At 65.6% G+C, this 14136-nt stretch carries 12 protein-coding genes and 1 pseudogene; 5 read left to right on the plus strand and 8 right to left on the minus strand.

Features of this window, described 5'->3' with window-relative positions:
• Positions 1-64 precede the first annotated feature (64 nt).
• Positions 65-1435: an aminotransferase-like domain-containing protein gene (locus tag AXW67_RS14870; protein ID WP_063678479.1), complete on the minus strand. Its 1371-nt coding sequence runs from the start codon at positions 1433-1435 to the stop codon at positions 65-67.
• A 161-nt stretch (positions 1436-1596) separates the two neighbouring features.
• On the opposite strand from AXW67_RS14870, the gene AXW67_RS14875 reads away from it, so the two are divergent.
• Positions 1597-2454 (plus strand): DMT family transporter, encoded by an 858-nt coding sequence (locus AXW67_RS14875; protein WP_063678495.1) that lies wholly within the window; start codon positions 1597-1599, stop codon positions 2452-2454.
• Positions 2455-2466: 12 nt separating this feature from the next.
• Here AXW67_RS14875 and AXW67_RS14880 read toward each other — a convergent pair whose 3' ends face one another.
• The 4 genes from AXW67_RS14880 to AXW67_RS14890 all read right to left on the minus strand — a co-directional run bounded on the left by AXW67_RS14880 (position 2467) and on the right by AXW67_RS14890 (position 7025).
• A complete protein-coding gene (locus AXW67_RS14880; RefSeq protein WP_063678480.1) occupies positions 2467-3681 on the minus strand; it encodes an EAL domain-containing response regulator in 1215 nt (404 codons plus the stop codon).
• A 286-nt stretch (positions 3682-3967) separates the two neighbouring features.
• Positions 3968-4111, minus strand: coding sequence for a hypothetical protein (locus AXW67_RS42725; RefSeq protein ID WP_161491258.1), 144 nt, complete (start codon positions 4109-4111; stop codon positions 3968-3970).
• Between the two features lie 86 nt (positions 4112-4197).
• Positions 4198-5529 (minus strand): MFS transporter, encoded by a 1332-nt coding sequence (locus tag AXW67_RS14885; RefSeq protein WP_063678481.1) that lies wholly within the window; start codon positions 5527-5529, stop codon positions 4198-4200.
• A gap of 332 nt (positions 5530-5861) precedes the next feature.
• Positions 5862-7025, minus strand: coding sequence for a hypothetical protein (locus tag AXW67_RS14890; RefSeq protein ID WP_063678482.1), 1164 nt, complete (start codon positions 7023-7025; stop codon positions 5862-5864).
• A 339-nt stretch (positions 7026-7364) separates the two neighbouring features.
• Between AXW67_RS14890 and AXW67_RS14895 the strand changes: the two genes are divergently transcribed.
• The gene (locus AXW67_RS14895; protein ID WP_027554536.1) at positions 7365-7988 is read left to right on the plus strand and encodes a helix-turn-helix domain-containing protein; all 624 of its coding nucleotides are present in this window, start codon (positions 7365-7367) and stop codon (positions 7986-7988) included.
• Positions 7989-8043: 55 nt separating this feature from the next.
• Here the strand turns inward: AXW67_RS14895 and AXW67_RS14900 are convergent, their stop codons facing one another.
• The 3 genes from AXW67_RS14900 to AXW67_RS14910 all read right to left on the minus strand — a co-directional run bounded on the left by AXW67_RS14900 (position 8044) and on the right by AXW67_RS14910 (position 9685).
• Entirely contained in the window at positions 8044-8292 is a 249-nt protein-coding gene (locus AXW67_RS14900) for a hypothetical protein (RefSeq protein ID WP_063678483.1), read from the minus strand.
• Between the two features lie 99 nt (positions 8293-8391).
• The gene (locus AXW67_RS14905; RefSeq protein ID WP_082907892.1) at positions 8392-8820 is read right to left on the minus strand and encodes an Hpt domain-containing protein; all 429 of its coding nucleotides are present in this window, start codon (positions 8818-8820) and stop codon (positions 8392-8394) included.
• Between the two features lie 169 nt (positions 8821-8989).
• The gene (locus AXW67_RS14910; RefSeq protein ID WP_201723672.1) at positions 8990-9685 is read right to left on the minus strand and encodes a Crp/Fnr family transcriptional regulator; all 696 of its coding nucleotides are present in this window, start codon (positions 9683-9685) and stop codon (positions 8990-8992) included.
• A 317-nt stretch (positions 9686-10002) separates the two neighbouring features.
• On the opposite strand from AXW67_RS14910, the pseudogene AXW67_RS44035 reads away from it, so the two are divergent.
• From AXW67_RS44035 to AXW67_RS14920, 3 genes and pseudogenes are all read left to right on the plus strand, one after another.
• Positions 10003-10292, plus strand: a pseudogene (locus AXW67_RS44035) (response regulator); the annotation flags it as partial.
• Positions 10293-10794: 502 nt separating this feature from the next.
• A complete protein-coding gene (locus AXW67_RS14915; protein WP_063678485.1) occupies positions 10795-13608 on the plus strand; it encodes a hybrid sensor histidine kinase/response regulator in 2814 nt (937 codons plus the stop codon).
• A gap of 80 nt (positions 13609-13688) precedes the next feature.
• On the plus strand, positions 13689-14136 hold a 448-nt coding region (locus AXW67_RS14920; RefSeq protein WP_063678486.1), incomplete at its 3' end, for a chemotaxis protein CheW.

Genomic DNA, 14136 nt, shown 5'->3' on the forward strand with positions numbered 1-14136 from the left:
CTCAACCGTATCTCAGCCTTTACGGCTTGCAACTATTACTGCGCCGCCGCGGCGGGGACTTTCGTTAGAGCCCCGCGCCGTTCGCCTTCAACGCCCGCCGCATCACATCCCACATCCGCGGATCGCTCATTTGCGCCACGTTGAACCGCAGGAAGCTCGTCGCCGTCTGCGCCACGCTGAAGACGTTGCCCGGCGCCAGCACCACATCCTCCTCGAGGGCCGCGCGCGCGAGCTGCGTCGCGTCCCGTCCGTCAACGAGGCGGCACCAGAGGAAGATGCCGCCGCGCGGCATCAGCCACGGCTCGATGCCCAAAGCCTGAAGTTTCCGCGCCACGTCGCGCCTTGCGCGCGCGAGCTTTTGCCTGAGCTCGTCCATGTGCTTGCGGTAGCCACCGCCGGCCAGCACTCTTGCGATGATCTCGGTGGCGACCGGGCTCGGGCCGCCGAAGCTGGTCGCGACCTGGAGGTCGACGAGATGCTCGATCCAGTCGGCACGCGCAGCGATGTAGCCGCAGCGCACCGAGGCCGAGAGCGTCTTGGAGAAACTGCCGATACGGATCACGCGGGCGAGCCCGTCGAGCGCGGCGAGGCGCGGCGATCGCTCCGGCTCGAAGTCGCCAAAGATGTCGTCCTCGATGATGGTGAGGTCATGCGCTGCGGCCGCGCTCAAAAGCCGGTGCGCGGTCGGCAGCGAGAGCGTCGCACCGGTCGGGTTGTGCAGCGCTGAATTGGTGATGTAGAGGCGCGGCCGCTCGGCGGCGAGGATTTGTTCGAAGCGCGCGACGTCCGGGCCCGATTGCGTATAGGGCACACTGATGATCTTCACCTGGTGCGCCCTGAGCAGCGCGCGAAAATTGAAGTAGCAGGGATCGTCGACCAGCACCGTGTCCCCGGGACGCAACAGGAAGCGGCAGACGAGATCGGTCGCCTGCGTGCCCGAGCCCGTGAGCATGAGCTGGTCGATCGATGCCGCGATCGCGTCGTCGGCAAGACGCGTCAGCAACAGCCGGCGCAGCGTCAGCGCGCCGCGCGTGCCGCCATAGTCGGTCAGAAGGCTCGCTTCAGTGCGCGCGAGGGCGCGCACGGCGCGGCGCAACGCCGCATCCGGCATCCAGTCCGGCGGCAGCCAGCCGCAGCCGGGCTTCAGCACGGTGGCATCCGTATCGAGCGATTGCCGCGAGACCCAGAACGGATCGACCGCCCGGTCGCGGCGCGGTTCGTCCTCGCTAAGCGCAAGCGGTGGCATGACGGTCGGTGAGACATAGAAGCCCGAGCCGCGGCGGGCGCGGATCTGGCCCTCGGCCGCGAGGCGGTCATAGGCGTCGACCACGGTGGACGGCGAAACGCCCATGCTGGTTGCAAGGCTGCGGATCGAGGGCAGGCGGTCGCCGGCGGCGAGCGCGCGGCCTGCGATCTTCGCGCGGATCGCGCCCATCACCTCGGTCGTCCGCGTCCCGCTCCGGCCGCTCTTTCGTGTCTCGGCGTCCAAAGTGTATGGCCTTCCATACCGATACAGTTTTGCTGGATTGTACTGGATTGTCGCTGGCCCCGCCACCTGCGAACGCCGAGAATGGCCTGACGGAAATGCGAGGCGACATGCAATCTGCGGGCGGCTGGGGCAACGGACTTTTGGGCGTCATCATCTTCAGCGGCTCGCTGCCGGCGACGCGCGTCGCAGTCGGCGGCTTCTCCGCGCTGTTCTTGACCTCGGCGCGCGCGGTGATCGCCGCGCTGCTGGGGGCGGCCCTGCTCGGCCTGCTCAATCAGTCGCGGCCGGAGCGCAAGGATCTCATCTCGCTGGCGATCGTTTCGATTGGCGTGGTGGTCGGCTTTCCGCTGCTGACGGCGCTCGCGCTCCGGCACATTACCTCGGCGCATTCGATCGTGTTCATTGGCTTGCTCCCACTGTCGACCGCGATCTTCGGCGTGCTCCGCGGCGGCGAACGCCCGCAGCCGCTGTTCTGGCTGTTCGCGATCCTCGGCAGCGCCACGGTGGCCGGCTTTGCCCTGTCGACCGACGGCTCGGCCTCGCTCACCGGCGATCTCCTGATGGTCGCGGCGATCGTGCTGTGCGGGCTCGGCTATGCCGAGGGCGCCGCGCTGTCGCGCAGGCTCGGCGGCTGGCAGGTGATCTCCTGGGCGCTGCTGCTGGCTCTGCCGCTGATGGTGCCGGTCATGGTCCTGACCTTGCCGCCGACATGGACGGGCATCGGCACGCCGGCCTGGATCGGGCTCGCCTACGTCTCCGTCTTCAGCATGTTCGTCGGATTCGTGTTCTGGTATCGCGGGCTCGCGATCGGCGGCATCGCGCGCGTCGGTCAGCTTCAACAGGTCCAGCCGTTCCTCGGCCTCGCGCTCGCCGGCCTGCTCCTGCACGAGCCCGTCGCATGGAGCATGATCGCAGCGACCGCGCTCGTCGTCGTCTGCGTCGCCGGCGCGCGGCGGTATGCGTGAGGGAGCCGCGCCTCAGTCCCGCCCCATCACCGTCCGCGTCAGCGCGCTCCGTGCGAACTTCTTCAGTGGCATCGGCTTGCCGAACAGAAAGCCCTGCTCGTGGTCGAAGCCGAGCTCGGTCGCGGTCATGAGATCGGCGCGGCTCTCGACGCCCTCGGCCACACTGCGCGCGCCGTAGCCTTTGGCGAGCTCGACGATGTGACGGCACACCGTCCGCTTCAGGCGATCATTGCCGCTGCCGGTGACGAACTGCCGGTCGGTCTTCAGCTCGACAAAGGGAATTCTGTCCAGGCCCATCAGCGCCGGCCAGTTGGCGCCGAGATTGTCGATCGACAGGCCGATGTTATGGAGGCCCACCTCGCGCGCGACCTCGACGAGAACATCGAGGTCACGGATCGCCTCCACGCTGTCGATCTCGATGGTCAGCCCGCCGAAGGCGGGATGGTTAGGCACGCGCCGGCACAGATCACGGACGGCCTGCGGCTCCGTCAGATATGAGGCGGGAAGGTTGATCGACAGATCGACCGTGCTCTGCCGCTCCATCAGATAGTGCCAGTCGTGCATGGCGCGCTCGATCACGAACTCCGACAGCGCGCGAAAATGCGGATCGTGTGCGTCAGGGATGAAATAGGCCGGCGGCACCACGCCCCAGGTCGGATGCCGCATCCGCACCAGCGCCTCGGCGCCGCAGCGGACCAGCGTGCGCGCGTTGATCTTGGGCTGATACCAGAGCTCGAGCCAGCCCGCGTGCAAGGCCTCGCCGACATGCACGGCCGGGCTCGGCGCCGGCTCCTCCGGCAACAGCATCGCGACACGCTCGCGCAGCGTCTCGGCGCCGAACGGCGTCGTCAGCGACGGCAGCATCGCAAGGCCATACTCGTCGCCGACCTGCTGCACCGCCTTCAGGACGATCGACTCGCGGGCGCCGACGGCCAGTACCTTGCCGCCAAACGCCTCGCGCACCAGCGTCTCCAGGACCTTTGCCGGCTCGATGCCGTCGGCGGCAACGCCGAGCAGGATCAGGTCGGGCAATTCGCTGGCGAGCACTGCCTGCAGCTCGTCCGCGCTGGCGCATTCGCTGGTGACGAAGCCGAGATCCTCGAGCACCTCGCAGAGGAAGGCGCGCAGATGGCGCTTGCCCTCGGCCACGCAGGCGCGCGGCGTCACTTTCCGCCGACCGAAGGTTACAGGCCTCCGTTCGGCGACTTCCACTAGCCCGTCGTCCATCTCACGCCACTCCCGTTCCGTGACGGAGTGTTAGCGGCGCGGCCGGTTTCAAATATGGAGAGCTTCATCTTGATCACTGAATTATCCGGGTAACGTTAAAGCCGCCATCACGTGTAAAATTGTACGCATTTTCGTTGAGAAGTTTTTACGGTTGGAGGAGCGCGGCGGCGCGATGCGCGGCAATCCAACGACAATTTGGTCGGGATGTCGCGCGAGCGTGCGTGCAGCCGGTGTCCTGTAATCGGACGGCGCCGTCTGCGGTTCGCCCAATTCAATAACGCCGGTATCACTTGCCGGTGGCCTTGTCGTGTTGGGCCATGCCGGCCGCATTGTAGTCATATGCCGGATAGAACTCGGTGCGATAAGGAGCGGCTGCAGCGGCGACGCCGTCGATCCTTCGATGGCTCGACTTGCGGTGCATCCGCGCCACAAGTCTCGCCCCTCCCGCGACATTCGCTTCGCCAATGCGCGGGGATGATGGGACTAATGCGCTCGCACGCGTAAGGACCCGCAGCGTCAGCCCGTTCTGTACTCGCCCGAGATGTTCTTGCCGGTGTAGTCGGTCATCGCCGCCGTCGCGACCACCGAGATCACCGCGCAGAGTGCGATATAGACCGCGATCGCGGTGGCCGACTCGAAGGTGCCGAACAGCCATGCCGCAATCAGCGGCGCCGGGCCGCCGGCGATCACCGAGGCAAGCTGATAACCGAGCGAGGCGCCGCTGTAGCGCAGCCGGCCGGTGAAGCTCTCCGCGATCAGCGCGGCCTGCGGGCCATACATCATGTCATGCGGGATCAGCGACAGGATGATGGCGAGGAAGATCACCGGATGCGAGCCGGTGTCGAGCATGCGGAAGTAGATGAAGCCGAACACGCCGCACACGACCGCGCCGGTGATGTACATGTTCTTGCGCCCGATGCGGTCGGACAGATGGCCGAAGACGGGGATCGAGACGAAGGACAGCACGGAGGCCGCGAGCACCGCGGTGAGCAGGAAGTCGCGCGACACGTTCAGCGTCTTGATGCCGTAAGCGAAGACGAACGCGGTGAAGATGTAGAACGGCGCCTGCTCGGCCATGCGGGCAAACGCCGAGAGCAGGATCTCTTTCGGATGCTCCTTGATCACCTGGAGCATCGGCGTACGCTCGACCTTCCGCTCGGCGACCAGCTTCGAGAACACCGGCGTCTCCAGGATGCCGAGCCGGATGTAGAGGCCGACGCCGACCAGGATGAGGCTCAGCGCAAACGGAATGCGCCAGCCCCAGGACAGGAACTGCTCGCCGGACATCTGGCTGAAGGCGAGCACGGCGAGATTGGCCAGGAACAGTCCGCAGGGCACACCGAATTGCGGCCATGAGGCAATCAGCCCGCGCGAATGATCGTTGCGCGCCCATTCCATCGACATCAGCACCGAGCCGCCCCATTCGCCGCCGACGCCGACACCTTGAATGAAGCGCAGCACGGTCAGGAGCACCGCACCCCAGATGCCGATGCTCGCATAGGTCGGGACCAGCGCCACCGCAAAGGTCGCGATGCCCATCAGGAGCAGCGTGGCGATCAGCGTCGATTTGCGGCCGATGCGGTCGCCATAGTGACCGAAGATCGCGGCACCCACCGGGCGCGCGACGAAGCCGACCGCATAGATCGCGAAAGCCTCCAGCGTGCCGACCCAGGGGTCGGAATTCGGGAAGAACAGCTTTGCGAAGACGAGGCCGGTGACGGTCGAATAAAGGAAGAAATCGTACCACTCGATCGCCGTGCCGATGGTGGAGGCGATTACGGCGCGGCGCAATTGAATCTGGTGCTCGCTGTCTGGCAGCGAGATCGGGTTGACGTGTGACAGGGACATGACGGGAGCCCTTTCCTGGAGCGCCGCCCCCCTACTGTGCATGGGGTTGTTTTGACGAAAAAACTTCCGAACCGGCAAGACGGTTCCACGAGGGGTCGCCGCGGCCCCCGGGCAGGCCCTGTCCCGGCAAATGTGAAGCACCTCACATGCGAATTGCTGCACCTGCGCTATTAATCCGAGCAGCCGGTGGTGGGCTGTGGAGGATCGCAGCAATGACAACGCGGCGAATGATGTACTGGTGGTTCTGGTTCGTGCTGTCAGGGCGATTTACCGATCGCTTCCTGAGCCTGCCGCGCGCCCAGCAGTAGCGCTTCGAGCCACTATTATTTGCTCTAGGTCTGTCCGATCAATTTGCGGAACACCGCCGCGCCATCCTGCACCACATCACGTCCCTTCCACGCCAGATAGCTCAGTTTGCCCCCGAGTGAATCGTGGCTGCGCAGGCGGCGCGAGCCGAGAATGTGGCCGACATTGGCCGGGAAGCGGCTCACCTCTGCCGCCACCAGTTCCGCGATCGCATTCATCAACTGCTGCAGGCGGATGCCCCATTCCGACTGCTCGATCCCGTCGATCCGGACCTTGAGCGCGTATTCCAGGTCGTAGATTTCCGCGAGCAGGTCGCGCGCGACCAGCACGCGGTTGTGCCTGAGCGCGATCCGCAGCGCGAGGCGCTTGTCGTCGAGCCGGTCGAGCACCATGTGGACCGCGCAGGCATAGGGGGTGGCGGCGACATCAGTGGCGCTCTTGCTCGTGGCGCCCTTGGTGGCGAGGCGCACCAGCTCCCACGACGTCTTCAGGCGCCTTGCCACCAGCGCCAGCGCAAAGGGCAGCGCGTTGGCGTGAGATTTCCTGAAGGCGTCGAGCTGCGCGGTGATCTTTGCGACCTGGCCGTCGTCGAATTTCGCGATCTTTTCGGGCAGCTTCTCGTTGAATTTCGGCAGCGCGTCGCCAGCACGCAGCACGTGCAGCATCTTGCGCACGTCGTCGAAGGCGGTGCGCGAGGCCGTGTATTGCGCGAGCTTGCTCCGTGCGAGCTCGGTCCCGTCCGCGGAGGCGAGGGTGTTCTCGAGGACCTTGACCACCTTGGTCTGGAAGGTCGCCGCGATCTTCAGCGTCTCCTTCGGATTGTTGGCGGCCACCTGATCGTTGATCGCCTTGGTGTAGTCGCGCGCCATGGTCGGCAGCAGGTCGCGGCAGATCCACTCCCAGATCGGGGTGAGCGTGTTGCGCGAGATCCGTCCCGCATTGGCGTGCTCGGGCGCGCCGTCCATCAGCAAGAGTTCGAGCGGCGCGAAGAAGTAGCGTGACGGATTGGTGGCGCGCGCCTGGTTCGATCCGTCCTTGCGGAACTCGGCACGTAAGCGCGCCAGGATGTCGGCCGAGCCCGGCATGTCGATGCCGCAGAGCTCTAACCGCTCGAGCTCGCTGAGCAGACAGCTGCGCGACAGCGGCGTCAGCCTCTGCAAGAACTCCCACAGCCGATCGATCTCGTTCATGGCACGCAATCTTCCGCAGCGTTTCCCGCAGGCCGTACCGGCCCCATGCGTGGAGGCATTTGCGCGCTCTCAACCGTGCCTAAGAGAGCAAGTCGCCGTTAATTTATCCGTAAAGTCCGGGGAAGGCGACGGTGCGATGGAACCGATCGTTAAAGCAGCATGATCCGCACTGCTCAGAAAGTAGGCAGATTCGTCAACCCCAGCATGGTCCGGATTGCTCGATCGCAAGCACAAATTGTGCCCGCGCCGACGTTTCAGCACAAAACTGACAAAATTACCGTAGTCTTACGGAGCAAAAAGTTAACCACAGACCCCCCCGGGTTCCGTTAAACGATTCGCATGGGGCATCAGCATGATACGGCCGCTGATTCGCGGCCGTCGGAATGGTACGAAACCAGCGCTTCTCCGCATGAAGAGCTCGATCCCGTCCGGCTGAACGCCGCCCGCGCCAAGGCGGCCGACGAGATGGCCGCCGCGATTGCCCGCGAACTCAACGGCCCCCTGACCGCACTCCTGCTCTACATGGGCGAGATCAAGCATCACAGTGATCAGCTCTCGCCGGCCTCCGGCGACCGTGCCTATTTGCAGCGGGTAGTGGAGAATGCGCTGGCGCAGACCGAGCGGGTCTGCAGCCTGGTCAAGCAGCTTGCCGGTCCGCAGAAGAGCGGTCTGCCGGTGCAAGCCGCGCCCGAAGACGTCGAGTTGAAGGCGGGCCGCCCGTCGCAGGCGTCACGCGCTGCGGGACCCGCGTTCTCCGGCGTGTCGAGCCAGAAGCGGCTGACCAAGCGCGAGCGCGAGGTGCTGCGGCTGATCAGCGAAGGCTATTCGAACAAGCAGGGGGCGTTGCGGATGCAGATCAGCCCGCGCACGTTCGAGAGCCACCGGGCCGAGGCGATGCGCAAGCTCGGTGCGCGCAACACCGCGGATCTCGTCCGCGCCGCGCTGCTGCATTCGATCGATTGAGGCTGTTGTCGGCGCCGCCGGGTGGCGGCGCGGCGGAGGGGGCGGCTGGTCGCGCTCAGAGATAATCTTCGGCGAAAGGACGCAGGCGCAGGCCGGGCCGCAGCGGTTTCGGCTCTTCCTTCGGCGCGCCTTGGATGATGGTGATGGTCCACCGCGGAGGCACGCTCGACTCCTGCTCCAGCACCGAACGCACGAAACCCGTCACCGTGGACTCGCCCGATTTCACCGTCGCCATCCGGCCGTTGAACTGAGCGATGCGGAAGCGACGGACCTCCTTCTGGTCCGCGGTCTCATAGGTGAACATGGAAACCCTCCTGGTTTCCGGCGACTATCGCGACCTATGATTAGCCATGTGTGAAAATCCAAAACCGTAGAAGTACGGCGGATTTGCACGTCGGAGTGGCTAGCCCTGCGGCTCCTGCATCAGCGCGGTTGTGTAGGCCAGGTCCATCTGCGCGAGGAGATCGGCGAATTCATCGTCGTCGACCGTTGCCGCGCTGCGCTCCAGCCGCAGCGCCAGCGCCGCGAGGCGGAGATAGCCGAACGACCTTGCCGAGCTCTTCAGCGAATGCGCCTCGCGCTCGATCTTGGCGCGGTGCTCTCCGAGCGCGAGCGTGCCGAATAGCTTCAGCCGCGCGGAGGTCTCGCTCCAGAACACGGCGCGCACTTCGCAGGCACCGTCTTCGCCGATCTCGCGCACGAGCACATCGAAGGCGCTCGGCTCGCGCGCCAGCTCGGCATCGCACCCGTCCGGCGCCGGCGCGATGCGGTCCGTGTGCGGCGCGCAAGTCGTGGCCGCCGAAGACGGTCCGCGTGCGGTGGTCTCAAACATTGCTCAGTCTCGGTTTCCGTTGGGTGCATCGCGGCCCGAAAGCGCGAGGAATGCCCCCGTCTACCGCATTTCGATTTCGGTTCCGGTAGCGAGACCGTCAGTGTTTGCCCTCCGCCGTAAGCGGTCGGTTTACCACGTGCCGTCGCGGCCCGGTGGGACCCGCACAGCGTCACAGCCCGAGCAGCCTGTCGTACTGGGCTTTCACCGTGGCGTAGCACTCGCATGCGGTCTGGCGCAGGCCGTCCAGATTGTTGATCTGGATGTGACCGCGGCTGTAGTGGATAAAATTGGCCTGCTGCAAGGTGTTGGCGACCAGAGACACGCTGTTGCGCCGCGCGCCGATCATCTGCGCCATCGCCTCCTGCGTCAGCAGCAGCCTGTAGTCGCCGGACAGATCATGAGTCTGCAACAGGCATCGCGACAGCCGCGACTCCACGGGATGGGCGGCGTTGCAGCCCGCGGTTTGCTGGACCTGGGCGTAGACGGCCAGCCCATGGCGCGCGAGCCGGGTCCGCAGGCCGGCGCTCTGGTCGGCGGCGGCGCGCAGCCGGTCGATATCCAGCATCGACGCGGTGCCGGGCACCAGTACCACCGCGGTACCCAGCGCATTGGAGTCGCCGAGTGCCGAGAACGCGCCAAGCACGCTGTCGCGCCCGATCATGGCGACCTGCACGTGCTCGCCCTTGGCCAGCTTCACGACCAGCGAGATGACGCCGCGATGCGGAAAGTAGGCGCGCCTGAGCATTTCGCCGGTCTCGACCAGCACCGCCTCATGCGGCAGATCGACCGTGCGCAAGTGTGCTCGGATCAGTTCGTAATCATCTGCCGACAACGCGGACAGGAAACCGTTGGACGGGCGCACCATCGTTTCCAAGCTGCTTCTCGTCTCGTCAGCGGATAAATCCGCGATAGCGAATTCGTCCCCATGCACGCGTAAGTTCCATCATGTGCCCGTCGGGATATATTGGCAATTGGTACATTTGGTACATGGTACCCGGTCGGCGAGGCATGGATGCAGGTCGAAGCGCGACAGCCTCATTGCCGGACCTTCAACAGATGCGGCCTCCGCCATGCGGGGAAGTGGACATGCTTCAGCGCCACGCCCACCTCGCCCAAGACAGTCTCTCTGACCATTTTGGATGGGGCCGCAACAGGTCTAGGTCTGCCGCGTCGAGCGCTTACGCGCTCGAGAACGATGGCTTCGATCTGATGATCATCGACAGCTTCATGCCGCGCATGCGCGGGTTCGATTCGATCCGCTATTCCAGAGCGTGCACCCGCCATTTCGTTGATCGCCATGTCCGGCGACGCGTTTGCAAATCTCAATTCACCCGCGTCCGACGACTTCCTGGGGATGGCGCTGGAGCTCGCCGCGCTGCCTGCGCGATCCGTTCGCGCCGGCGGCGCTCGTTACCGCCATCGACGAATGCCTGTCGGAGTATCGCGACGCGATCTCGGCGTGCCTCGGTTAGCGCCGCGTCGCTCGCAGCGAGCCTGCGGTAAGACCCCGTTTACCCTGCGTGCCGATCGTTCACGTCTCGCCGACGCTGCCCGGCGCATCGTGCGCGGAGGGCGACCAATGCCGGTGCCGTGCATTGGCTCGCGCGCGCCACGCACGTTGCCCTCGATGTTTGAGGCTTTTTCAGCCGGCTCGCGCTGCCATTAGCGGTGCGTTTACCCAAGGCTTCATCGTGACGAGAGCACGCAGCCGGCTTTGCAGAGATACGGTAGCGCAGGCGAGCAAACGCCAAACTTGTCTTCAATATCCGTATTAGCACGGAGGATGAAATTAACGGGACCGTGAAATGGGATGTCTAACGATTTAGACGAGGGCGTCCGTCGATTTTCAGGGTTGATTCAACCTCGCCAACGACACTCTCCGCTTGGCAAAGATGCCGGTCTCGAACGCCTCCTGGCCGACGGGATCAAGGGCCGAAAGCCGGCCGCGCAGTCCAGGTTAGTAAGGCGTACCTCATGGATGATCTGTTGCGGGAGTTTTTGACGGAGACCAGCGAGAGCCTGGACACCGTCGACAATCAATTGGTGAAGTTCGAGCAGGAGCCGAACAACGCCAAGATCCTGGATAACATCTTCCGCCTGGTCCACACCATCAAGGGCACGTGCGGCTTTTTGGGATTGCCGCGTCTGGAAGCGCTGGCGCATGCCGGCGAGACCTTGATGGGCAAATTCCGCGACGGCATGCCGGTGACGGGGCAGGCGGTGACGGTGATCCTGTCCTCGATCGACCGCATCAAGGAGATTCTGGCCGGGCTCGAGGCCACCGAAGCCGAGCCCGAAGGGACCGACCGTGACCTGATCGACAAGCTGGAAGCGATGGTCGAGCAGGGCATGGCGGCGATGTCCGGCTCGGCGCAGCCGATGCCGGCCGCAGGTGCCGCGCCCGTCACTGAAGCGCCGCCGCTCGCGCCGGACGCCCCCGCCGCCGCGCCGGCAAAGGAGATGGCCACGGGCTCGCTGGTCGACCAGACGCTGGAGCGCCCCTTGCGCCCGGGCGAGGTGTCGCTCGACGAGCTCGAGCGCGCCTTCCGCGAGACCGCGATCGAAGTGCCGGCGCCGGTGGCCAAGGCCGAGATCAAGGCCGAGCCGGCGCCGGCCGCTCCGGCGCCTGCCGCCAAGGAAACGGCCAAGGAGAGCGCAAAGCCCGCCGCCAAGGCCGCGCCCAAGAAGTCGATGGCCGACGAGACCGCCGCCGAGGGCGACCGCGTCGCCAACCAGTCGATCCGCGTCAACGTGGATACGCTGGAGCATCTGATGACCATGGTCTCCGAGCTGGTCTTGACCCGCAACCAGCTGTTGGAGATCTCCCGCCGCAACGAGGACACCGAGTTCAAGGTGCCGTTGCAGCGCCTCTCCAACGTCACCGCCGAGCTGCAGGAGGGCGTCATGAAGACGCGCATGCAGCCGATCGGCAACGCCTGGCAGAAGCTGCCCCGCATCGTGCGCGACCTGTCGAGCGAACTCGGCAAGCAGATCGAGCTGGAGATGCACGGCGCCGACACCGAGCTCGACCGCCAGGTGCTCGACCTGATCAAGGACCCGCTCACCCACATGGTGCGCAACTCCGCCGATCATGGCCTGGAGACCCCGGCCGAGCGCCTCGCCAGCGGCAAGGGCGAGCAGGGCACCATTCGCCTGTCCGCCTATCACGAGGGCGGCCACATCATCATCTGCATCGCCGACAACGGAAGAGGCCTCAACACCGAGAAGATCAAGGCCAAGGCGCTCTCCAGCGGTCTCGTCACCGAGGCCGAGCTCGAGAAGATGAGCGAAGCCCAGATCCACAAGTTCATCTTCGCGCCGGGCTTCTCGACCGCGGCCGCCATCACCTCGGTGTCGGGGCGCGGCGTCGGCATGGACGTGGTGCGCACCAATATCGACCAGATCGGCGGCACCATCGACATCAAGTCGGTCGCCGGCGAAGGCTCGTCCGTCACCATCAAGATCCCGCTGACCTTGGCGATCGTCTCGGCGCTGATCGTGGAGGCCGCCGGCGACCGCTTTGCCATTCCCCAGCTCTCGGTCGTCGAGCTGGTGCGGGCCCGCGCCAACTCCGAGCACCGCATCGAGCGCATCAAGGACACCGCGGTGCTGCGCCTGCGCAACAAGCTGCTGCCGCTGATCCATCTGAAGAAGCTCTTGAAGATCGACGACGGCGCCGCCAGCGATCCCGAGAACGGCTTCATCGTGGTGACGCAGGTCGGCAGCCAGACCTTCGGCATCGTCGTCGACGGCGTGTTCCACACCGAAGAGATCGTGGTCAAGCCGATGTCGACCAAGCTGCGCCACATCGACATGTTCTCGGGCAACACGATCCTGGGCGATGGCGCGGTCATCATGATCATCGACCCCAACGGCATTGCGAAAGCGCTCGGCGCCTCCGGCTCCTCGGCCCATGACATGGCCGATGAAGCCTCCGGCCATCACATCGGAAGCGGCGAGCAGACCACCTCGCTCCTGGTGTTCCGCGCCGGCTCCAGCCAGCCCAAGGCGGTCCCGCTCGGCCTCGTCACCCGCCTGGAAGAGCTGCCCGCCGACAAGATCGAGTTCAGTAACGGCCGCTACATGGTGCAGTACCGCGAGCAGCTGATGCCGCTGGTCGCCATGGAGAGCGTCACCATCGCGAGCCAGGGCGCGCAGCCGATCCTGGTGTTTGCCGACGACGGCCGCTCCATGGGCCTCGTCGTCGACGAGATCATCGACATCGTCGAGGAACGGCTCAACATCGAGGTCGGCGGCTCCTCGGCCGGCATCCTGGGCTCGGCCGTGATCAAGGGCCAGGCCACCGAGGTGATCGACGTCGGCCACTTCCTGCCGATGGCGTTCGCCGACTGGTTCACCCGCAAGGAGATGAAGCCGTCGATGCACGCGCAGTCGGTGCTCCTGGTCGACGACTCCGCCTTCTTCCGCAACATGCTGGCCCCCGTCCTCAAGGCGGCCGGCTACCGGGTCCGCACCGCGGGAGGCGCGCAGGAGGCGCTCGCCACGCTCCGCGCGGGCCAGAACTTCGACGTGGTGCTGACCGACATCGAGATGCCCGACATGAACGGGTTCGAGTTCGCCGAGGCGCTGCGCTCGGACAACAATCTCGGTGCGATCCCGATCATCGGCCTGTCGGCGCTGGTCTCGCCGGCGGCGATCGAGCGCGGCCGGCAGGCCGGCTTCCACGACTATGTTGCCAAGTTCGACCGTCCCGGCCTGATCGCGGCGCTGAAGGAACAGACCGCGGGCGCCGCCGGCGCCTCCGAGCTGAGCCGGGCGGCGGCCTAGAGCATGATCCGGCAAAGTGTGAAGCGGTTTTCCGACGAGATCATGCTCAAACAAAACGCGGGCGGGAAGGAGATACGTCAATGAGCACCAAGACCCAGACCACCGAAGGCGCCATGGTCGAATACGTCACCGCGATGATCGGCGGCCAGCTGTTCGGCCTGCCGATCTCCCGCGTCCAGGACGTGTTCATGCCCGAACGCGTCACCCGCGTGCCGCTGGCCTCCCGCGAGATCGCCGGCGTGCTCAATCTGCGCGGCCGCATCGTCACCGTGGTCGACATGCGCGCCCGGCTCGGCCTGCCCAAGGCCGAGGACGGCAAGGTGCCGATGGCGGTCGGCGTCGACCTCCGCGGGGAATCCTATGGCCTGCTGATCGACCAGATCGGCGAGGTGCTGCGCCTGCCCGAGGACGGCAAAGAGGAAAATCCCGTCAACCTCGATCCCCGCATGGCCAAGCTCGCCGGCGGCGTCCACCGCCTCGACGGACAGCTCATGGTCGTCCTCGACGTCGATCGCGTCCTCGAGCTCG

The organism is Bradyrhizobium neotropicale (genome assembly GCF_001641695.1).
In the GTDB taxonomy this organism is placed as follows: Bacteria; Pseudomonadota; Alphaproteobacteria; order Rhizobiales; family Xanthobacteraceae; genus Bradyrhizobium; species Bradyrhizobium neotropicale.

What these genes read in the sequence shown, in the direction of transcription:
- AXW67_RS14870 (WP_063678479.1), bottom strand. Translation starts at nt 1,435, where the DNA reads ATGGGCGCGATCCGCGCGAAGATCGCAGGCCGCGCGCTCGCCGCCGGC.
- AXW67_RS14875 (WP_063678495.1), top strand. Translation starts at nt 1,597, where the DNA reads ATGCAATCTGCGGGCGGCTGGGGCAACGGACTTTTGGGCGTCATCATC.
- AXW67_RS14880 (WP_063678480.1), bottom strand. Translation starts at nt 3,681, where the DNA reads ATGGACGACGGGCTAGTGGAAGTCGCCGAACGGAGGCCTGTAACCTTC.
- AXW67_RS14885 (WP_063678481.1), bottom strand. Translation starts at nt 5,529, where the DNA reads ATGTCCCTGTCACACGTCAACCCGATCTCGCTGCCAGACAGCGAGCAC.
- AXW67_RS14890 (WP_063678482.1), bottom strand. Translation starts at nt 7,025, where the DNA reads ATGAACGAGATCGATCGGCTGTGGGAGTTCTTGCAGAGGCTGACGCCG.
- AXW67_RS14895 (WP_027554536.1), top strand. Translation starts at nt 7,365, where the DNA reads ATGGGGCATCAGCATGATACGGCCGCTGATTCGCGGCCGTCGGAATGG.
- AXW67_RS14900 (WP_063678483.1), bottom strand. Translation starts at nt 8,292, where the DNA reads ATGTTCACCTATGAGACCGCGGACCAGAAGGAGGTCCGTCGCTTCCGC.
- AXW67_RS14905 (WP_082907892.1), bottom strand. Translation starts at nt 8,820, where the DNA reads ATGTTTGAGACCACCGCACGCGGACCGTCTTCGGCGGCCACGACTTGC.
- AXW67_RS14910 (WP_201723672.1), bottom strand. Translation starts at nt 9,685, where the DNA reads ATGGTGCGCCCGTCCAACGGTTTCCTGTCCGCGTTGTCGGCAGATGAT.
- AXW67_RS14915 (WP_063678485.1), top strand. Translation starts at nt 10,795, where the DNA reads ATGGATGATCTGTTGCGGGAGTTTTTGACGGAGACCAGCGAGAGCCTG.